The 19059-nt window shown below is 71.9% G+C and carries 16 protein-coding genes; 1 reads left to right on the forward strand and 15 read right to left on the reverse strand.

Features of this window, described 5'->3' with window-relative positions; genetic code table 11:
* Positions 1 to 37: 37 nt before the first annotated feature.
* The 6 genes from ABD369_RS31075 to ABD369_RS31100 all read right to left on the reverse strand — a co-directional run bounded on the left by ABD369_RS31075 (position 38) and on the right by ABD369_RS31100 (position 8092).
* Positions 38 to 1093 carry an aldo/keto reductase gene (locus ABD369_RS31075; RefSeq protein WP_344639920.1) on the reverse strand — a complete coding sequence of 352 codons (1056 nt, stop codon included), beginning with the start codon at positions 1091 to 1093 and terminating at the stop codon, positions 38 to 40.
* A 10-nt stretch (positions 1094 to 1103) separates the two neighbouring features.
* Positions 1104 to 1877, reverse strand: a complete 774-nt coding sequence (locus ABD369_RS31080; protein ID WP_344639921.1) for a thioesterase II family protein — start codon at positions 1875 to 1877, stop codon at positions 1104 to 1106.
* Positions 1874 to 4876 carry a type I polyketide synthase gene (locus ABD369_RS31085; RefSeq protein WP_344639922.1) on the reverse strand — a complete coding sequence of 1001 codons (3003 nt, stop codon included), beginning with the start codon at positions 4874 to 4876 and terminating at the stop codon, positions 1874 to 1876. The genes ABD369_RS31080 and ABD369_RS31085 overlap by 4 nt, the downstream gene beginning before the upstream one ends.
* Positions 4869 to 5318, reverse strand: coding sequence for a phosphopantetheine-binding protein (locus tag ABD369_RS31090; RefSeq protein ID WP_344639923.1), 450 nt, complete (start codon positions 5316 to 5318; stop codon positions 4869 to 4871). Before ABD369_RS31090 ends, ABD369_RS31085 begins: the two co-directional genes overlap by 8 nt.
* 267 nt (positions 5319 to 5585) lie before the next feature.
* The gene (locus ABD369_RS31095; RefSeq protein ID WP_344639924.1) at positions 5586 to 6992 is read right to left on the reverse strand and encodes an aldehyde dehydrogenase family protein; all 1407 of its coding nucleotides are present in this window, start codon (positions 6990 to 6992) and stop codon (positions 5586 to 5588) included.
* Positions 6992 to 8092, reverse strand: coding sequence for a phenazine antibiotic biosynthesis protein (locus ABD369_RS31100; RefSeq protein ID WP_344639925.1), 1101 nt, complete (start codon positions 8090 to 8092; stop codon positions 6992 to 6994). The genes ABD369_RS31095 and ABD369_RS31100 overlap by 1 nt, the downstream gene beginning before the upstream one ends.
* A gap of 222 nt (positions 8093 to 8314) precedes the next feature.
* Here ABD369_RS31100 and ABD369_RS31105 point away from each other — a divergent pair, with 222 nt between their 5' ends.
* Positions 8315 to 8659 (forward strand): YdhR family protein, encoded by a 345-nt coding sequence (locus ABD369_RS31105; protein ID WP_344639926.1) that lies wholly within the window; start codon positions 8315 to 8317, stop codon positions 8657 to 8659.
* Positions 8660 to 8730: 71 nt separating this feature from the next.
* Here ABD369_RS31105 and ABD369_RS31110 read toward each other — a convergent pair whose 3' ends face one another.
* From ABD369_RS31110 to ABD369_RS31150, 9 genes are all read right to left on the reverse strand, one after another.
* Positions 8731 to 9741: a methyltransferase gene (locus tag ABD369_RS31110; protein ID WP_344639927.1), complete on the reverse strand. Its 1011-nt coding sequence runs from the start codon at positions 9739 to 9741 to the stop codon at positions 8731 to 8733.
* A gap of 32 nt (positions 9742 to 9773) precedes the next feature.
* On the reverse strand, positions 9774 to 11177 hold the full coding sequence (locus tag ABD369_RS31115; RefSeq protein WP_344639928.1) for an FAD-binding oxidoreductase: 1404 nt from the start codon (positions 11175 to 11177) through the stop codon (positions 9774 to 9776).
* Between the two features lie 51 nt (positions 11178 to 11228).
* Entirely contained in the window at positions 11229 to 12833 is a 1605-nt protein-coding gene (locus tag ABD369_RS31120; protein WP_344639929.1) for an amino acid adenylation domain-containing protein, read from the reverse strand.
* A gap of 62 nt (positions 12834 to 12895) precedes the next feature.
* Positions 12896 to 13543 carry a phenazine biosynthesis FMN-dependent oxidase PhzG gene (gene phzG, locus ABD369_RS31125; protein WP_344639930.1) on the reverse strand — a complete coding sequence of 216 codons (648 nt, stop codon included), beginning with the start codon at positions 13541 to 13543 and terminating at the stop codon, positions 12896 to 12898.
* Between the two features lie 55 nt (positions 13544 to 13598).
* A complete protein-coding gene (locus tag ABD369_RS31130) occupies positions 13599 to 14462 on the reverse strand; it encodes a PhzF family phenazine biosynthesis protein (protein WP_344639931.1) in 864 nt (287 codons plus the stop codon).
* Positions 14459 to 16342 (reverse strand): anthranilate synthase family protein, encoded by a 1884-nt coding sequence (locus ABD369_RS31135; RefSeq protein WP_425557820.1) that lies wholly within the window; start codon positions 16340 to 16342, stop codon positions 14459 to 14461. Before ABD369_RS31135 ends, ABD369_RS31130 begins: the two co-directional genes overlap by 4 nt.
* Before the next feature lie 8 nt (positions 16343 to 16350).
* On the reverse strand, positions 16351 to 16974 hold the full coding sequence (locus tag ABD369_RS31140; protein WP_344639933.1) for an isochorismatase family protein: 624 nt from the start codon (positions 16972 to 16974) through the stop codon (positions 16351 to 16353).
* Positions 16975 to 17022: 48 nt separating this feature from the next.
* Positions 17023 to 18198 (reverse strand): 3-deoxy-7-phosphoheptulonate synthase, encoded by a 1176-nt coding sequence (locus ABD369_RS31145; protein ID WP_344639934.1) that lies wholly within the window; start codon positions 18196 to 18198, stop codon positions 17023 to 17025.
* A 66-nt stretch (positions 18199 to 18264) separates the two neighbouring features.
* Complete coding sequence (locus tag ABD369_RS31150) at positions 18265 to 18753, reverse strand: PhzA/PhzB family protein (protein ID WP_344639935.1); 489 nt, start codon at positions 18751 to 18753, stop codon at positions 18265 to 18267.
* Positions 18754 to 19059: the final 306 nt, after the last annotated feature.

Raw genomic sequence — 19059 nt, forward strand, 5'->3', positions numbered from 1 at the left:
CGCCCCTCCTCTTCACGTTCGGGACCTCTCTGGGGCCTCAGGCAACCGGGGTCGCCGGCCGGATGAAGCGGCCGTCCTCGACGCCGAGCACCGTGTCCCGGTGGCCGGCGATGAGTTCGTACGGCTGCCCGGGGCGAATCGCGCTGACCTCGTCCAGCCGGGCCACCTGGGCGTCGTCGAGAGCCAGGTCGAGGGCTGCGAGGTACTCATCCAGCTGGTCGACCGTGCGGGGTCCGATCACCGGCACCATCGCCGTCGTCGAGCGGGCGGCCTTGGCGCGCAGCCAGCCGATGGCGACCTGAACCGCGGAGCGGCCGGTCTCCTCGGCGACGGCGAGGACCGCGTCGAGGACGGCGGTGCGCTGCTCGCTGTCCTCCTGGCGGATGGCCAGGCCGTCCCAGTCGCTGAGTCGACCCTCACGGCTGTGCCGGTACTTGCCGGTGAGCATGCCGCCGCCGAGCGGGGACCACAGCGCGGTGCCCAGGCCCAGGGCCTCGGCCATCGGCAGCAGTTCGCGGTCGGCGCCGCGCTCGGCCAGGCTGTACTCGAACTGGACACCCACCAGCGGTGCCCAGCCGCGCAGTTCGGCGATGGTGGCGGCGCGGCTGACCCGCCACGCGGGGAAGTTGGACAGCCCGGCATGGAGGATCTTGCCGTCGCGGACCAGGTCGTCCAGCGCCGTCAGAACCTCCTCCACCGGCGTGACCTCGTCCGGCAGGTGGGCCCAGTACAGGTCCAGGTGGTCGGTGCGCAGCCGCTTGAGGCTCGCCTCGACCGAAACGCGGATGTTCTTGCGGCTGTTGCCGGTGCTGGAGATCCGGGCCCGGCCCGCGCCGAGGGAGAACTTGCTCGTCACCACGAAGTGGTCGCGGTCGGCCGCCAGGAACTCGCCGAGCAGCTTCTCGGACTCGCCGATCTGGTAGTTGTCGGCGGTGTCGATCAGGGTGCCGCCGGCGTCGGCGAACCTTTCGAACACCTTGCGGGCCTCGCTCTTGGTGGCACCGCCGCCCCAGAGGGTGCCGAAGTTGGCGGTGCCGAGCGCGAACTCGGACACCCGCAGGCCGGTCCTGCGGCCGAAGGTCGTGTAACGCATGTCGGTCCCCCTACGCGTCCGCGCTCGTCGCCCGGCCGATGAGCCGGATCAGTTCTCGCTGCTGTTCCCCGTCGCGGAAGTAGAAGTGGCCGCCCTTGAGGACGTGCGCGTCGAGTCCAGCCGTGGTGTGCGTCTGCCAGTCCAGCTGCGCACGGTTCTCCTCGGAACCGACGAACGCGGTGATCGGAACGGGCAGCGGCTCTTCGGCCACGTACTCGTAGGTGTCCGCGATCTCGGCGTCGGAGCGCAGGTAGCCGAGGACGATCTCCTTGAGCTCCGCGTCGTCGTGGATCTCCTGCGGCAGCGCGCCCCAGCGGCCCTCGATCTCGGCCAACAGCCCCTCGGAGGACAGCCGGCTCGCGCCCTTCGTCGTGGTGATCGGCGGCGGCTGCATCGAGGAGATCAGGAGCCGGCTCGGCAGCTTGCGTCCGGCCTTGCGCAGCGCCCGGGTGACCTCGAAGGCCACCAGGCCACCGAGGCTGTGGCCGAAGAAGGCGAAGTCCCGCCGGCTGAAGTCGATCTGCTCGACCAGGTCGGCGACCAGCTCGGTCATCCGGGTGTACGGCGGCTCGCTCTCGCGCGGCGCCCGGCCTGGCATCCGCACCGCCCAGAGCTTGACCCCGGGCAGGCCGTCGGACCAGCGCATGAACTCGCCGGCCGAGCCGCCCGCGTGCGCGAAGCAGTAGAGGTCCGTGAAGGTCTCCTGCCTGGACCTCCGGCTGGACAGCCAGCGGCTCTCGGCTGCCGTCAGCGCTGGGGACGTCACGTCCGCGCCGCCCGTCATCGGGACTCCTTGTCTGTGCTGTGCTGGTTGCCCCCGTCGGCCAGCTGACGCTCGATGAGGTCGGCGATGCCGGCGGCGGTGGGGGTCAGGAAGAGCGAGCGGGCCTTGATGTCGACCGGGTACGCCTCGCGGATCTCGGCGAGCAGCTTGGCGCCGATCAGCGAGTCGCCACCCAGGTCGAAGAAGCTCTCGTCGGGCTCGATGTCATCCAGGCCGAGGGCCTGCCCGAAAAGGCGCAGGACGAAGGCGAGCGGGGTGACCAGCTGACGCTCGATGAGGTCGGCGATGCCGGCGGCGGTGGGGGTCAGGAAGAGCGAACGGGCCTTGATGTCGACCGGGTACGCCTCGCGGATCTCGGCGAGCAGCTTGGCGCCGATCAGCGAGTCACCACCCAGGTCGAAGAAGCTCTCGTCGGGCTCGATGTCATCCAGGCCGAGGGCCTGCCCGAAAAGGCGCAGGACGAAGGCGAGCGGGGTGCCGTCGGCCGGCCCGACGCCGGTCGGGGCCGGCTCCTCGACCTCGGCCGGCTGCCCGGCCCCGGTGTCCGCACCGACTTCGGCGAAGGGATCCGGCGACCCGCTCGCGGGCAACGCCGGCGCGCCGGGCGTCCAGGCCGTCTCCGTGGTCCCGTCGGCCGGGTGCCGCACCAGGTAGGGCAAGCGCTCGAAGGCGTAACCGGGCAGCGGCAGCTTGGCCCGGCGCTCGCCGTCGTGCACCCCCGCCCAGTCGACCGCGGTGCCCTCGGCCCAGAGCCGGCCGAGCGCCGCGTAGAGCGTCTCCAGCGCGTCGGCACCGTTCAGTTCGCGCTCCGGGAAGGCCGCCAGCGCGGTGTGCGCCGGGGTGAAGGACTCGTGCTCGCGGGCCGCGTCGACCAGCGCCGAGCCGAAGCCGACCTGCAAAAGGATCCGCTCGTGGTCGGCGAGCAGGTGGGCCGTCGCGCCGTCCCGGTCCGCCTCGCGCGCCTCGCGGGCCCACCGCTCGGCGCTCACCACGGCTCCGGCGTCGTACCGGCGGCCCTCGCCGCCGAGCACGACCGGCACCGTCAGCGGGCGCGCGGTGACCTCCGGCACTTCGTCAAACTGCCCGGCGCGGGCGTTCGCGACCACCAGGCGCAGCGCGTCGGCCGGCTCGAACGCCCCCGCCACGGTGGCGGCGACCAGGGCACCGACCCCGGTACCGGACACCTCCGCCGGTCGGACGCCCCAGCGGTGCCAGAGCGCGGCGAGCGAGTACTCCAGAGCGAACACGTACACGTCGCGCACCGCCGGGTCGGCCGGCCACGCCCCGCCGCGCGCCACCTTCCGCACCAGGGCGGCGAGTTCGGGGTCGACGGCGTCCAGGCAGGTGGTGAACGCCCGCCGCAGGGCGGGCTCGGAGGCGTGCAGTCGCCAGGCCTCGGCCGGGCCTGGTTGCCCGGGGAACAGCAGGACAACCGGGCGGCGGCGGGCCGGGCCGACCGCGACCACCGGCACGAGCTCCTGGAGGCCGTCCTCGCCGGCCACCGCGAACGCGCGGTACTCGTGCTCGCGCCGCCCCTGCTGCAGGGTCCAGGCGACGTCCGCCGCCGGCAGCCCGGGGTACTCGGCCAGGTGCGCCGAGAGCCGGTCGACGCCGGCCTGCAGCGCCGAGGTGGTGCGGGCGGAGAACACCAGCAGCTGCGCGGTGCGGTCCGACTCCTCGGCCGCCCGGGCCGGGGCCTCCTCCAGCACCAGATGGGCGTTGACCCCGCCGACGGCGAAGGAGCTCACCCCGGCCCGCCGGGTGGGCCCGCAGGGCTCCCAGGCGGTCAGCTCGGTGGCCACCCGGAACGGGCTGGACGTGAAGTCGATCTGCGGGTTCGGCTCGGCGAAGTGCAGGCTCGGCGGGATCTGGCCGTGTTCGAGCGCCAGCAGGGTCTTGATCAGCCCAGCGGCGCCCGCGGCCGCGTCCGCGTGCCCGATGTTGGTCTTCACCGACCCGATCGCGCAGAAGCCGGTGTCCTCGGTGTCGGCCCGGAACGCCGTGGTCAGTGCGGCCATCTCGATCGGGTCGCCGAGCGGGGTCGCGGTGCCGTGCGCCTCGATGTAGGTGATGGTGCGGGCGTCAGTGCCGGCCGCGACCTGCGCGTCCCGCACGGCCGCCGCCTGGCCCTCGACGCTGGGCGCGCCGAAGCCGATCCGGTGCGCGCCGTCATTGGTCACGGCGGAACCGCGCAGCACCGCCCGGATGTGGTCACCGTCGGCCAGCGCGTCGGAGAACCGCTTGAGCACGACCACACCCACGCCGTTGCTGGCCACGGTGCCCGCGCCCCGGGCGTCGAAGGTGCGGCAGGTGCCGTCCGGCGCCAGGGTGCCGTCACCGCCGGTCCAGGCGATCTTCTTCGGCGGGACGTGCACGGCGACGCCGCCGGCCAGTGCCAGGTCGCAGTCGCCGGCCAGCAGGGCGCGGCCGGCCGTGTGGACGGCCACCAGGGCGGTGGCGCAGGCGGCCTGGACCGCGACGGCGGGGCCGCGCAGTCCGAGCCGTTCGGCGGTGCGGGCGGTCAGGAAGTCCGGCGCGGTGCCGAGCAGGATCTCGTCCTCGGTCAGGCCCGGCAACCGGTCCTGCTGGGCGCGCAGGGCCTGCGCGTACTGGGTCTCGGTGGAGCCGCCGTAGACGCCGATGGAGCCCGGGAAACGGTCCGGATCCTGTCCGGCGTTTTCCAGTGCGGCCACCGCGGTTTCCAGGAAGACCCGGTGCTGCGGGTCGATCAGGAACGCCTCACGGGCGGAATAGCCGAAGTATTCGGCATCGAACCATTCAGCGGCGTCCAGTCGGCCCCGGGCCGGCACGTACTCCTGGTCGCCTCCGTCCGCGGCGCCACCGGGAATGATCCGGGCGGGCTCGCGGTCGATGGTGTCCAGACCGGCGGCGAGATTGCGCCAGAATTCGTCGACGTCCACGGCGCCGGGAAAGCGGCCGGCCATTCCGACGACGGCGATGAACTCGTCCTCGTCGGCGGAGTACTCGATCTCAGCCACCGAAGCCCCCCTCGCCCGGCAGACCGGGCAGGCCGTCCGCGGCGGACCCGTCGCGGGTGCCGAGCTGCGCCCGGCGGTTGCCGAGCCGGGTGTTGCCGCGGGTCCGCCGGCCGGCCGGCCGGCGGTTGTCGGACCGGTCCGCACCGGATCCGGAATCCATGAAGCGCGCAAGGGAGTTGACGGTCGGGTGGTTGAACAGGTCGACCAGCTCGACGTCCTTGCCGAGCCGCTGGGAGACCCGGTCGCGGACCATGTGCAGCATGATCGAGTGGCCGCCGATGTCAAAGAAGTTGTCCTCGGTCCCGACCTCGGGGATCTCCAGCACCTCACGCCAGATCCCGGCGACGACCTCGGCCGTCTCCGAACCCGGGGACCGCCATCCGGCCGTCGGCCCGACGGCGGATTCCCCCTCCGTCGGATTCGGCTCAGCTGCGTGATCCACTGCGCTCCTCCCCTGGAACTGCGGTATTCCGCTTTCCCTGTGATCATCCGTTGCCAGCGGAGGGGTTGTCCAATAACAAGCTTGGCTAGCAGGAAGAAAGACCGTTTATGCCGACGGGCACGACAGTGCGGCGCGGACCTGGGTCCGCCGAGGAGCGAGGAGTTCCGGGCGCGAAATGCGGCGGCGGCCGGGCACGAAATGCCCGGCCGTCGTCAAATGAGCCGAAAAGGTGCTGGAAACGCGTGCAGACTCAGCGTCCCGGGGCCGTCAGACCCGGACGACCGTCTTGCTGCGCATCAGGAACTCGCCCAGGTAGCCGTCGTGCGGCAGCCCCGGCCGGTGCCAGTGGGTGGCGCGCGGACCGACGTGCAGGTTGCTGATCGTCGGCTCCGCCACCAGCTCGTCGACGAGTTCCTCGTCCTCGGTGAGCACGGCCAGCACCAGGGTGTCGCGCAGCGGCGCGATCCCGTCCGCCCGGTTCCAGGGCGCCACCCACACGCACGGGAAGGGCAGTTCGGCGCCCACCTGCGGCGCGTCCGGGGCGTCCACCTGGTGGACGGTCGGCCGCAGGACGGCGCTGCCGTCGCCGAGTTCGTCGACGAAGCCGGTCCCGCCTAGCCAGGCCCGGGTGCCCTGGGCGCGTTCGAGTACGTACTTCTCCAACGCCCGGGCCGACTTGGCCGACTGCACCGGCAGGCAGGCCCGCTCGTCGTGCGGCGGCAGGCTCGGCAGCGCGGCCAGGCGTTCGGCGATGGCCCCGGCCAGCGGCGCCGGGTCGCCCTCGACGAGGATGCCGGTGGCGTTGACGCAGCCGCTGCCGGCGTGCCGGGTGATCGAGTCGACGATCATGTCCAGGTGATCGCGCCAGTCGGCGTCGGCGGTCACCAGGATCTTCGAGCGGCCCGGCTGCAGCGAGAGCACCCCCGGGTCGTCGGCGTACTGGCGGATGATCTCGTCGCCGCCGTAGGCCAGGTCGGCGCCCTGCACGATGGCGTCGGCCGCGTCGTGCCCGCAGGGCAGCAGCATCACGTGGTCGTTGCCGAACCCGGCCTCGCGCAGCGCCAGCACCAGCCGGTGCGCGGTGAACGGTTCCCGGGCGGCCGGGCGGACCGCCACCCGGTAGCCGAGCGCCAGCGCCTCGGGCCAGAATCCGTGCGTGCCTGGGTGGTTGCCGGGCACGTGCACGGCGAGCACCTCGCCGCGGCGGGCCCACACCGCCTGGCCGGTGCGCGCCAGCGGGTCCCGCCAGTCGGACACCGCGCCGCGCGGGCCGGCCAGTTGGACGCTTCGGTAGGACTGCCCGACCCGCTCGGCGCAGGTCTGAGTGGCGGTGCGCACCACGGCGATCGGCAGCCCGGAGACCCGGCTGACCGCGGCCTCGTACTCCTTCGGCGTCAGGCCGCCGAGCGTGGCGGTGCGGAACAGCTCAGCGGCGCGGGCCAGCGCGGCGGCCCGCCCGGCGGCCGGCAGCGGCGTGGCCGCGCGCAGCGCCTTCACCGCGCGGTTGACGTACAGCGCGGGCGCCAGGCTGAGTTCGGCCATCACCGCGCCGGTGACGTCGGTGATCTCCTGGCGGTTGTGGGTGCGGTAGGGACCGGAGGGTCCCAGCGCGTCCAGCACCGGCAATTCGGCCGCTGCCTCAACCGTCAGCGGTTCCTCGGTGGCCGTTGCCATCAGTAGACCCCTTCGATGACCGTCTCGTTGTCGAACGTCTTGACCGGGGCGATGCCGGCCGCCGAGTCGCCGACCCGGCCCTCGGGCGCGGCGACCCGGATGGCGGTGTCGCGCTCCAGGTTGTTGGGCAGCAGCAGCGCCTTGGAGACGTGGTGCATGACGACCTGTCCGCGCTGCCCGTAGGCGACCGGGGCGCCGGTCTGCGGGTCCACCACCTGGAAGGTGATGTACGGGGAGAAGGTGTCGAAGACGCACGGCTCGCCGATCGGGGTACCGTGCCGCTCACCGGCGATGCCGAGGATCATCGTGCTGCCGTAGTGGCCGTACAGCGTGGCCTCGGGGAAGATCTCGGTGCGGTACAGCGCCGCGGTGTCGGCGTCCATCTGGGTGCCGCCCCAACGGATCGCCCGCACCTTCTCGTTGACCAGCTCCACCAGCTCCTCGCGCTGGGCGATCCGCTCCAGCAGCGGTGGGGTCACCGTCATGACGCCGATCGGCTGGGTGCGCAGGATGTGCGTCGCCTGGTCGATGACGTGCTCGGCGTAGGCGTCGGCCTGGGATCCCTTGCCGCCGGCGATCAGCCGCTTGACCCAGCGCGGGTCGAGGTCGATCTGGAAGCCGTGGCGGCCGTGCGTGGTGGCCGAACGACGGAAGATCTCACCGACGATGTGCGGGCCGGACGGAGTGATGCCGAGCCAGTCCACGCCACGCGGGAAGCCGTGCACGTCGAGGTTGGCGTTGCTCCAGCCGACCAGCTTCTCCATCCAGTCGGTCGGGCAGACCACGCGCTTGGGCGCGCCGGTGGTGCCGCCGCTCTCGAAGATGCCGACGAGGTCCGGGTGTTCGCCGTAGCCGCGCGGGATGAGGTCGTGTGCGGGCACGTCGCGCAGTTCGTTGGCGACATTGGGGAACAGGGTCAGGTCGGCGTAGCCCTTGACGTCCGCCAGCGGGTCGAAGTCCAGCGTCTTCGCCCGCTCCAGCCAGAACGGGGAGCCGGTCTCCGGGCTGAAGTGCCACTCGATCGCGGCCCGGACGAGCTCGTCGGGATCCGGGTTCGCGTCATAAGGCAGATCCAGGATTGACAGGTCTGCGCGGGCCACTGGTCCTCCTCGGTCGGCGGCCGGCCGGGCCGGCTGGTCAGCCGGCCCGGCCCTGCCCCTCGGGCTCTGTTCGATGGGATGCGGATGGGTGTCGTCGTCTCAGATTCGATCACTCGGGGCGGCGCACCCGCCTGAGTGGTCACTACTCAATCGCGGTCAACGTGCCTGCACTGTGGCGTAGATGACGTTTTAACAGCCAAGCGCCATTCATACACTGGTGCGATGAAGGCAATGATCGCTTGGTGGGACCTCACCGAGTCACAGCAGAGCGCGGAGACCCTGCGCGATTTCCTCCGTGAGGAGGCGGAGCAGGCCTGGTCGGACATACCGGGCCTGATCCTCAAGATCTGGGTGTCCGACCCGGCCTCGAACCGCTGGGGGGCGGTGTTCCTCTGGGAGTCCGAGGAGGCCGCCGCGGCCGCCAAGATGCCGCGCAGCGCGGGCGAGTTGATCGGGTACCCGCTCGCCTTCCGGGAGTGGTTCGACGTCGAGGCGACAGTGGAGGGGCTCCACTCGCTGACCTCGCTGAGTGGACTCGGCCTGGCCCTGCAGTCGCTGGTCCCGTAGACCGACCGGCGATGGGGCCCGCGACGTCACGGGCCCTATCGCCGGTCGGTCTAGTTGCGCGGGCCCCCGGTTCACCGCTCGGGGGCCACCACCAGCACGGAGTTCTCCATCGGGAGTTCCTCGATCCGCTCGACGGCCAGCCCGGACCGGCCGAACAGCGTGTGGTACTCGTCCAGGGTGCGCTGCCGACCGCCGTTGACCACCAGCAGGTGCACGTCCCAGAGCGCGGCGAGCGGCCCGGTGCCGTCCTCCCGGACCACCCGCTCGAGCACCAGCAGCCGACTGTCCGCACGCATCACGGCCCGGACCTCGGCCAGCAGCCGCAGGCAGGCCGGCTCGTCCCAGTCCCCCAGCACCCGGGAGAGCAGGTAGGCGTCGGCTCCCTCCGGCAGCGGGCCCTCGAACATGTCCTGGCCGACCAGCCTGACCCGGTCCTCCCCGACGGTGGCCGCCAGGTGGGCGCGGGCGATCGGCAGCACGTGCGGGAGGTCGACCAGTACACCGTGCGCATCCGGCGCGGCGGCCAGGACGGTGGACAGCAACTGCCCACTGCCGCCGCCGATGTCCACCACCAGCCTGCACCCGGCGAAGTCGAAGACCTCGGGCACCCGCTCGAAGAAGAAGTTGCTGCCCTGCATGGCCCGCTGGAACCGGCCGGCCGCCTCCTGGTTCCCGCCCAAGTAGGCGATCAGCGACTGTCCGTACTCCTGCTCGAAGGCGGGCCGACCGGTACGCAGCGCATGCTCCGCGCCGCTCCAGGCGCGGTAGAACTCCTCGCCGTAGAGCAGGGACAGGTCGCGCAGCGAGCCCGGCCGGTCCCGCAGCAGGTCGCCGACGGCGCTGTTGCGGTAGCCGTCCGGCTCCCCGCCCTCCAGGACCCCCAGGATGACCAGCAGCCGCAGCAGCCGGTGCAGGGCATCGGTGTCCGTGCCCGTCGCCTCGGCGAGGGCGGCGCCGGTGGTCCGCCCCGCAGCGATCAGATCGGGCAGGCCGAGCCGGGTGGCGACATGGACCGCCTGGGCGCGCCAAGCGCCGGTCAGCAGGTCCACGGCCGCGCGGGCGGCCGACGGGTCGGTGGTCATGGACGAATCCGAATCCTCTCGCCGATCGTCCGTCAGTTGTGCTTCCCGGGAGCGATGTTGCGGTTCGAGCGGAACAGGTTGGCCGGGTCGAGCCGGGTCTTCAGGTCGGTCAGCCGACGATGGTCGGCCGGCTCCCAGAAGTCGTCGGCGGGCCGCTCGGGGGCGCCGTCCGCGTACCGGCCGTACACCAGGTTCTGGCAGCGGCCGACAACGGAGTCGGCCGTGTCGAGCAGCGCTCGGTGGGCGGCACGGACCTCGTTCGGCTCCGCCAGTCCCACCGGGGTCAGCACCCGCAGCAGGTAGTGGGCGTCCCGGTGGCCGACCGCGTTCGGCACCTCGGGGGCGCGGCCGAGGGCACCGCCGAGGTGGCGCACGTCGACCACGCAGGGCACCGCGGTACCGGGGGCGGCAAGCTTGGCCACCGCATCGGCCTGGCCCGCACCGAACTCGCGCAGCAGCACGTTGTCGCCGACGTAGGCGTGCGGCTGCGGCGGGTCGTTGTAGATGGCGCCGCATTCCGTGTACGGCATCTCGGCGACCGTATCGGTCAGCCGGGGGCCCAGCGCGCGCAGCGGGGCGACGAGTTCCTCGCCGGTGCGCGAGTCGCCGGTGTAGGCGATCCGGACATGGCCGAGGTGGCGCCCGCGCAGCCGCTCCGGCAGGACCGGCAGATCGGGGTAGCCGATCAGCGACACCGAGGAGGTCAGCTCCTCCGGGAGCGTCTCGGTCCAGCGCAGGTACTCGGCCAGCAGGCCGGGGGTACCGGCCAGGTCGAAGACCAGCTCGCCGCCGTAGATCCGGGTGACCGGCACCAGGTCGACCTCGACCGCCGTCACCACACCGAAGTTGGCGCCGGCGCCGCGCAGCGCCCAGAACAGCTCGGGGTCGCTGTCGGCGGTCACCCGGCGCGCCGCGCCGTCAGCGGTGACCAGCTCGACCGCCCGGACGTGGTCCGCCGCGTACCCGAACTGCCGGGCCAGCAGGCCCAGTCCGCCGCCGAGGAGGTAGCCGACCACGCCGACGTCCGGCGCCGAGCCGTTCAGCGGGGCGAGGCCGTAGCGGGCGCCGGCGTCGACGACCGCCGCGAAGCGGACGCCGGCCTCGATCCGCGCGGTCCTGGCTTGCGCGTCCACCGTGACCCCGGCGAGCCCGGCGGTGTCGATCAGCACACCACCGTCGGCGGGGACGGACAGTCCGTGCCCGGTCGCCTGGACGGCCACCGGCAGCTCGCAGGCGGCGGCGTGGGCCACGGCCGCCACCACGTCCTCGGCCCCGGCGGCGCGCACCAGGACGGCCGGCCGGTGCCGGTAGGCGGTCTGGAAACCCGCGCAGCCGGCGTCGAAGCCGTCGTCGCCCAAGGCGAGCACCTTGCCGCGCACCCTGGCGCGGAGTCGGGCGAGAGCGGCGTCCGGGTCGGTCGCGGACACGTCGTTCATGTGGGTGTGTTCCCTTCGGTCCGGTGCGTGGATCTCGGGTGGGGCGGTCTGCTAGAGGGGGAATGCCTCGAGTTCGCCGGAGGCCACCTGCTCGCGCAGCGCCTTGCGGTCCACCTTGCCGTTGGCGTTCAGCGGGAAGACGTCCAGCACGTGGTAGGAGAGCGGGATCATGTACGGGGGCAGGGTGGCGTTCAGCCCCTCGTCCACCTCATAGACGTCCAGTCCGTCGCCGGACAGCACGGCGGCGAGCACCGAGGTACCCTCCTCCGTGCCCGGGACCGCGACCACCACGGCCTGCGCCACGCCCGGCTGCCGCAGCAGGTGCGCCTCCACCTCGCCGGTCTCGACCCGGTGGCCGAGGATCTTCACCTGGGTGTCGAGGCGGCCGACGTAGCCGTACTGCCCACCGGCGCCCGGGCGGACCAGGTCGCCGGTGCGGTACCAACGGCGGGTCTCGCCGTCCTCCCCCGTCACGATGTGGAACGCCTTGGCGGTCAGCTCCGGCGCGTTGAGGTACCCCGCGAAGACCTGCGGCCCGTGCAGGCACAGCTCGCCGGTCCCGCCGTCGGCCACCGGGGTGCCGTCCTCGTTGAGCACGGCCGTCGCCATGCCCGGGTACGGGGCACCGATCGAGACGACCCCGTTCACCGACAGCCCCGGGGAGAGAGCCGGGTCCCATCGGTGCACCAGGCAGGCGATGGTCGCCTCGGTGGGCCCGTAGAGGTTCTCCAGCACGGACCCGGAAGCCGCCTCCTGCCAGGCCCGGGCCGCCGTCTCCGGCAGCGCCTCGCCGCAGAACAGGCTCCAGCGCAGGGACGGCAGGCTGCCCGGTTCGAGCAGCCCGCGGCGGTGCTGCAGCACCGCCACCGAGGGCACCGAGAACCACACCGTGATGCCCTGCTCGCGAATGAAGTCCAGCGGCGTCATCAGCTCGAAGGTGTCCATCGGCACCACGCAGGCGCCGCTTCCCCAGGCCATGAACAAGTCGAACATCGACAGGTCGAAGGTCTGGTCGAAGGTGTTGGTGAAGCGGTCGTCCGCGGTGAAGCCGTACCGCTCGGCGTTGACCCGCAGGAAGTGGCTCACGTTGTGGTGCGTGATCGGCACGCCCTTGGGCCTGCCGGTCGAGCCCGAGGTGAACAGCAGGTAGGCCACCTCACCCGGATCGGTGAACCGCGGTGCCTCGAGCGGCGTGCAGCCCTCGACGTCGCCGCGGGTGAGCACCAACGCGCTGGCCGGGGTGCCGGCCGGCGCCTGGTCGCTCTCCGGCAGCAGCGCCGGCGGGGCGTCCGGCAGCGCGTTCAGCAGCTGGCGCAGCTGCGACAGCGAGCCGTCGTCGGCCAGGATCGCGTCCAGGCCGGCCCGTTCGGCGATGTCCCGGTTGCGGGCCACCGGGTACTTCTTGTTCAGCGGCACGACGGCGGCGCCCGCGTAGAGGGCGGCCAGGAAGCCGACGTAGGTGACCAGGCTGCGGTGACCGAGGATGCCGACCCGCTGGGGCCGGTCGGTCGCCTTGAGCAGCGCCGCCGCCCAGACCCGGGCAATGGTGTCCAGCTCCGCGTACGTCCAGGTCCGCTCGCCCAGGGCGAGCGCCGGGCGGTCCGGCAGGCGCTGGGCAAAGGAGTGGAAGCCAGCGTGGAGGAAGTGCTCCTGCATGGTGATTGTCGCGTTCCGCTTCGAAGGTGTGGTCTGGGGGGGCGGTGGGTCCGGTGCGGGCCCTACGGCTGGAGGCGGCTGACGTTCCAGCCGTCGCCGTCCCGGTCGTAGCGCAGCCGCTCGTGCAGGCGCTCGGTGCCGTTGGCCCAGAACTCGATCCCCTCGGGCCGCAGTTCGTAGGCGGTGAAGGAGGCCGGGCGGGGCAACGGCTGCCCGCGCTCACCGAGCTCGCGGGCCCGCGCGCGCAGGTCGTCCACCTCGTCCAGGCCGCCCAACGGCTCGCTCTGGCGCGAGGCCGTGGTCATGGCGTGGGTGAAGACCGCGCGAGCGGCCCACAGCGCGTCGGCCTCGCTGTCGGGCAGCCGCACGACCGGGCCGGCCACGGCGATCTGCTGGCTGGTCTCCCGCCAGTACAGCAGTCCGGAGGCCCACGGGTTCTCGGCGATCTCCCGGCCCTTGCGGCTGCCCTCGTGGGTGACGAAGACGAGCCCGGTGTCGGTCACCTTGTTCACCACCACGATCCGCGAGGAACTGCGGCCCTGGGCGTCGGCGGTGGCCAGCGCCAGTGCCTTCGGCTCGCGGACCTCGTGCCGCACCGCCTCGTCGAGCCAGGCCCGGAGCAGCCCGATGGGTTCCGCCGGGGGCGTGTGGAACTGCGGGAAGTCGATCTCGACAGTGCCGGTGAGGGTTTCCGACTTGGTGCTGCTCATGGGGCTACTCCGGTGGCTGGGCGCGAGCTGGGTGCGAGGTGCGGGTGAGGGGCGGTCAGACCCGGATGGTCCCCTCGATGACGAGGACGCCGTCGCCGCCGGCCTCGACCGAGTAGACGGTGTCGCCCTCGCCCTCCGCGACCGCGAACATCGGCGAGGGGCGGCCCATCTCGACGCCCTGGGTGATCTGGATGCGCTGCCCGTACTCGATCAGGCCGCGGCGGGCGAGGTGGATCGCGATCGGACCGGCCACCGAGCCGGTGGCAGCGTCCTCGACCACGCCGTAGGCCGGCGAGAACATCCGGTTGCGCCACGTGGTGCCGGAGCCGGCGAAGCAGTTGGCCGCCATGTCCTCGAACGCGGACAGCGCACGATGGTCGGGGGTGAGCGCCGAGAGCTCCTCGACGCTGCCGAGCGCGACCAGGACGTGCCGCGGGCCGTTGCGGTAGATCTCCACCGGCAGCACGGTGTCGGTGACCCCGAGCGCCGCGAGCAGTTCCTCGCGCCGGTCGAAGGGCTCCCAGACCGGGATCGGCTGCTGCATCCAGGCCGAGGTGACCACACCGTCGGTGCGGACCAGCTCGAACGGGATCAGACCCATCGCGGTCTCCAGCTTGAGCTGGTCCACCGAACCGCGGTTGCCGAGCGCGATGGCGGTGCCGAGCAGCGGGTGGCCGGCGAACGGCAGCTCGTTGACCGGGGTGAAGACCCGGATGTGCGCGTCCCCGCCGTTCTTGGGGCTGAGCACGAAGGTGGACTCCGAGAGGTTCATCTCCCGGGCGATCCGCTGCATCTGATCGCCGGTCAGGTCATCCGCGTCGAAGAACACGGCCACCGGGTTTCCCTTGAGCGGCTCGGTCGCGAAGGCGTCGACGACGACGTAGGGGTGCATGTGCTTCTCCCGCTGTTCTGTGGTCAAAGGCCGAGCGCGTCCCGCACGGCGGTCGCCAGGATGCGCGGACCGTCCTGAGTGAGGACCGACTCGGCGTGGAACTGCATGGAGGCGAAGTGCGGGCCGCGCAGCGCGTACACCTCGCCGGTATCCGGGTTGCGGCTCACCTCGACCACGCCGACACCCTCGACGTCGCGCTTGTCCTCCCGGCTCCGCGCGGCGAAGGTGTTGTAGAAACCGACCCGTTCGCGCGAACCGAACAGGTCGATCGGCTTCTGGACGCCCTGGTTGGGGGCGTCGAGGCGAGCCACCTCGAAGCCGAGCGCCAGGCAGAGCACCTGGTGGCTCAGGCAGACCGCGACGAACGGGCCACCCCGCTCCAGCAGGGTGCGCACAGCCGTGCGCAGGTGGTCCATCTTCGGGTTGTCCGGCTCGCTCGGGTCCCCCGGACCGGGGCCCATCACGACCAGGTCGTAACCCTCGAAGGAGTACTCGTCGTCGAACCGGTGGACCGTCACCTCCATTCCGGTGGAGGTGAGTTGGTGGTAGATCATGGACGTGAAGGTGTCCTCCGCGTCCACCACCAGGACCTTCCGCCCGACCAGCCGGGGCTGCTCGGTGCCGTGGCCGGCGCCGTCGCGCAGCCAGAAGTCGGCGATGGTGCCGTTGCGCTGCTCCAGGACGGCCCGGACATCGGGGTGGTCGGCGAACCGCACCGGGCCGGCCGACTCCAGGGCGGCCATCACACCGGACGCCTTGGCGCGGGTCTCCGCGGCCTCGGAGGCCGGGTCCGAGTGGCGCACCAGGGTCGCGCCGACGCCGATCTCCACCCGGCCGGCGGCGTCGATGGCCGCGGTGCGGATGAGGATGGCGGAGTCCAGCGCGCGGCCGCCGTTCTCGTCGCGGCCGATCAGCGCGGCCACGCCGCTGTAGTAGCCGCGGCCCTTCGGCTCGTAGCGGCTGATCACCCGACAGGCGCTCTCCAGCGGGGAGCCGGTTACCGTCGGGGCGAACATGGTCTCCCGGAGAATCTCGCCGACCGTGCGGGTGGTGCGGCCCTCGATCAGGTACTCGGTGTGCGCGAGCCGGGCCATCTCCTTGAGGTACGGGCCGACCACGCGGCCGCCGCCCTCGCAGATCCGGGCCATCATCTTGAGTTCCTCGTCGACCACCATGTACAGCTCGTCGGCCTCCTTGCGGTCGGCGAGGAAGTCCATCACGCCGGTCAGGGTGGGGCCGGTGGCCGGATAGCGGTAGGTGCCGCTGATCGGGTTCATCACTGCCGTGCCGTCGTCGACGCTGATGTGCCGCTCGGGCGAGGCGCCGACGAAGGTGCGCTCGCCGGTGTGGATGAGGAACGTCCAGTAGGCGCCCACCTCCCGCGACAGCAGCCGGGAGAACAGTGACAGCGCACTGTGCGGCCCGTAGTCGGTGATGTCGGCGACGAAGGAGCGCTTGATGACGAAGTTGGCGCCCTCACCGGTGCCGATCTCCTGCTCGACGACGGTGCGCACGATCTCCTGGTAGGCCTCGTCGTCCACGTCGAAGTGCCCGCCGCGCAGCGCGGTCGGCACCTGCGGGAACCGGGCCAGCGCGTCCGCCAGGCTCAGCCGCTGCTGGCCGGTGACGGTCAGCGCGATCAGCGGGGCGCCGTCGTCGGGGGCGGTGTAACCGCGCTCGACGATCTGCCGGTACGGGATGACCGCCAGCACCTCGTGGTGCGCGCCGGGCCGGGCCGGCTGGTCCGGCAGCGGCAGGCCGTCGAGCGTCGCGGGCTCGGTGACGTCGCCGACCAGCAGCTCCAGGCTGTCCGCGCCGACCGACTCGGGGCGGTGCAGCAGCGCGTAGGCCTTCGGCGGGTCGGCCAGGATCCGGGCCAGCAGGTCGTCTCCGGCGGGGCCGGTGATGGGCTGGCTCACGCGAAGACCTCCTCGGCGGTCAGGACCATCGCGCAGCGCTCGGCGGCGTAGCTGACGGCCAGGCGGTGGTACTGCTCGTTGAAGTCGGCGACGGCGTCGGCGACCAGGAACGGCTGGATGTCGTTGGTGAAGGCCTCGACCGCGGACATCAGGACACCGACGTGGGCGTAGACGCCGCAGATGATCAGCTGGTCCCGGCCGCTCTCCCGCATCCGCTCCAGCAGCGGGGAGTTGAAGAAGGCGCTGTAGCGCCACTTGGTGAGCTGCCAGTCGCCCTCCGAGGGGGCGAGTTCGTCGACCACCTCGCGGTCGGCAGGGTCCGGGCGCATGCCCGGACCCCAGAAGTCCTTCAGCAGACCGCGCTGTTCCTGGGTCATGCCGCCGGGTTGGGCGGTGTAGGCCACCGGGACGCCGAGGGCCGCGCAACGCTTCCGCAGAGCCGCCGCGTTGCTCACCAGCTGCGCCCGGACCGTCTCCGGGAACGGTGCCAGGAAGTACCGCTGCATGTCGTGGACGAGCAGGACCGCGCGGTCCGGGTCAGGTGTCCACCGGGCGGTGTTGGCAGGCAGGTCACCAGGGGACGGCAGGGTGTAGGGCTCGATGGGGGGAATGCCGGGCATGACCTCGTCTTCCAGTTCCTGTCTCGGTGGCTCGTGCGTGCCCAGGGGTCAGCCGTTCCAGGCGGAAACCACCGAGATCGCCTGCTGCGGGTTGAGCCGCGGGTCGCAGTAGGTGGTGTACTTGTCGCCGACCCGGCCCAGGTCCTCCTCGTGCATGACGCACTCGGTGACGTCGTCGGGGGTGGTCTCCAGGTGCAGGCCGCCACAGACGCCGCCGGCCCCCGCCACGGCCTCCTGGAAGCGCAGCACCTCACGGACGACGGTCTCCACCAGCCGAGTCTTGTTGCCCTCGGGGGCGGTGACGGTGTTGCCGTGCATCGGGTCGGTCAGCCAGATCACCGGGTGCCCAGCGGCACGGACGGCGGTGACCAGCCGGGGCAGCCGTTCGGCGATGCGCTCGGCGCCCATCCTGGCGATGAGGGTGAGCCGGCCGGGATCGCGCTCGGGGTCGAGCTTCTCGCACAGGGCCAGCAGTTCCTCCGGCTCCATGGTCGGGCCGACCTTGCAGGCGATCGGATTGCTCACCTCGGCGAGCAACGCCACGTGGGCGCCGTCGAGTTGGCGGGTGCGCTCGCCGATCCACGGCCAGTGGGTGGAACCGAGGAACACCCGGCCGCGCTCGTCGGTGCGCAGCATCGGGATCTCGTAGTCGAGCAGCAGGGCCTCGTGGCTGGTCCACACCTGCTGGCCGACCGGGTCCTGGCCGGCGCCGTGCCGACGCCAGCCGAGGTGTTCCACGATGTCGGCGGCGGCCATGTAGCCGGCCAGGATGCGCAGCGGGTCGGGCCGCCTGGTGTCCGGATTCGGTTCCGGGGCGTTGACCATGTGGCCCCGGAAGGTCGGGATCACCATGTCGCCGACGGTCTCGGTGGAGCTGGAGCGCGGCTTGGCGAACTGACCGGCGATGCGGCCCACCCGGACGACGGGCTTGTGCGCGTTCATTCGCAGGGTGCCGGCCAGCAGGTCGAGCAGCGCGGCCTTGCGCGAGACGTCCATGGCGGTGCACTCGGCCGGGTCCTCCGCGCAGTCACCGGCCTGGACCACCATGGCCTCGCCGGCGGCCACCCGAGCCAGGGCTTCGCGCAGGACTGCCAGGTCGCCCGCCCGGACCAGGGCGGGGCGCGAGAGGAGCGTCTCCCGCACCAGCTCGACCTGCGCGGGGTCGGGCCAGTCGGGCTGGTGCAAGGCTGGTCGGACTCGGATGTCACTCAACACGTTCTCCACGAGCGTCTCCAATGTGGCGCCGGGGGTGCGGTCTGGTGCCAAGGGGAAAGCGGCAAGAAGCCGGGGTCAGGTGGGGATGCCCTCACGCTTGATCTCCGGGACGGGGATGCTGAGCGCTCGCAGCTGCTCGAACGGGTTCATGAACTCCCGCTCGCGCTTGATCTTCCCGTTCTCCATCTCGAAGGAGTGCAGGAAGTGGTTCTGGTAGTGGCCCTCGGGGTAGCCGGGGAAGAGGATCTTGCCGCGACCGTCACACTCCACCCAGAAGTGGTTCGGGTCCTGGGTCTCGAAGACCTGGACGTTGTACCACTCCCAGTCGGGGAAGCACTTGAGCGACCAGACGGCGTGCTCGGCGAGGCGGTCCCGGCCGTTGATGGCGATCGGGGCGCCGGTGTCGGTGGTCCACAGACCACCGATGCCGTCCTCGGTGAACAGGGTGTGGCGCTGCAGGCGGTCCTGGCCCCTGGTGGCCATGTACTTCTCGACCGTCGCCCGGTTGATCCGGCGCAGCTCGGCCTCGTCGGTGAACCCCTGCGGCTGTGCGGACTCGGACATGGGCGTCTCCAAGGCTGAGTGGTGAATGAGGATCGGACCCAACGTGGTCGGCCGCGCAGAGGGGCGGGCCAGGCGCGCTGGCGCCGGGTCGTGACACCAGTCTCACCGCGCGGGGCGGAGTGGTTCAAGGAACCAAGATTCAGATCGCGGTGAAACTACGTCAGGCTCTGTCAGGCGCTTCAGGAGAACCTGACCAGCGTTAGATGAATGTCAATTCCTCGGCAGATGTTGCACAGATTTCACACCGCGCCTCGCGGCGACAGTCAGCCGCCTCTAACGTTGCGCATCGGGTGCGGCCCGCCCGCT

Origin of the sequence: Kitasatospora cystarginea (genome assembly GCF_039533515.1) — a bacterium.
Lineage (GTDB): Bacteria > Actinomycetota > Actinomycetes > Streptomycetales > Streptomycetaceae > Kitasatospora > Kitasatospora cystarginea.

Bases quoted from the DNA above. Each gene is read 5' to 3' on its own strand.
- ABD369_RS31120 (WP_344639929.1), bottom strand. From the start codon at position 12,833: ATGCAGGAGCACTTCCTCCACGCTGGCTTCCACTCCTTTGCCCAGCGC.
- ABD369_RS31115 (WP_344639928.1), bottom strand. From the start codon at position 11,177: ATGAACGACGTGTCCGCGACCGACCCGGACGCCGCTCTCGCCCGACTC.
- ABD369_RS31150 (WP_344639935.1), bottom strand. From the start codon at position 18,753: ATGTCCGAGTCCGCACAGCCGCAGGGGTTCACCGACGAGGCCGAGCTG.
- ABD369_RS31105 (WP_344639926.1), top strand. From the start codon at position 8,315: ATGAAGGCAATGATCGCTTGGTGGGACCTCACCGAGTCACAGCAGAGC.
- phzG (WP_344639930.1), bottom strand. From the start codon at position 13,543: ATGAGCAGCACCAAGTCGGAAACCCTCACCGGCACTGTCGAGATCGAC.
- ABD369_RS31110 (WP_344639927.1), bottom strand. From the start codon at position 9,741: ATGACCACCGACCCGTCGGCCGCCCGCGCGGCCGTGGACCTGCTGACC.
- ABD369_RS31075 (WP_344639920.1), bottom strand. From the start codon at position 1,093: ATGCGTTACACGACCTTCGGCCGCAGGACCGGCCTGCGGGTGTCCGAG.
- ABD369_RS31140 (WP_344639933.1), bottom strand. From the start codon at position 16,974: ATGCCCGGCATTCCCCCCATCGAGCCCTACACCCTGCCGTCCCCTGGT.
- ABD369_RS31080 (WP_344639921.1), bottom strand. From the start codon at position 1,877: ATGACGGGCGGCGCGGACGTGACGTCCCCAGCGCTGACGGCAGCCGAG.
- ABD369_RS31095 (WP_344639924.1), bottom strand. From the start codon at position 6,992: ATGGCAACGGCCACCGAGGAACCGCTGACGGTTGAGGCAGCGGCCGAA.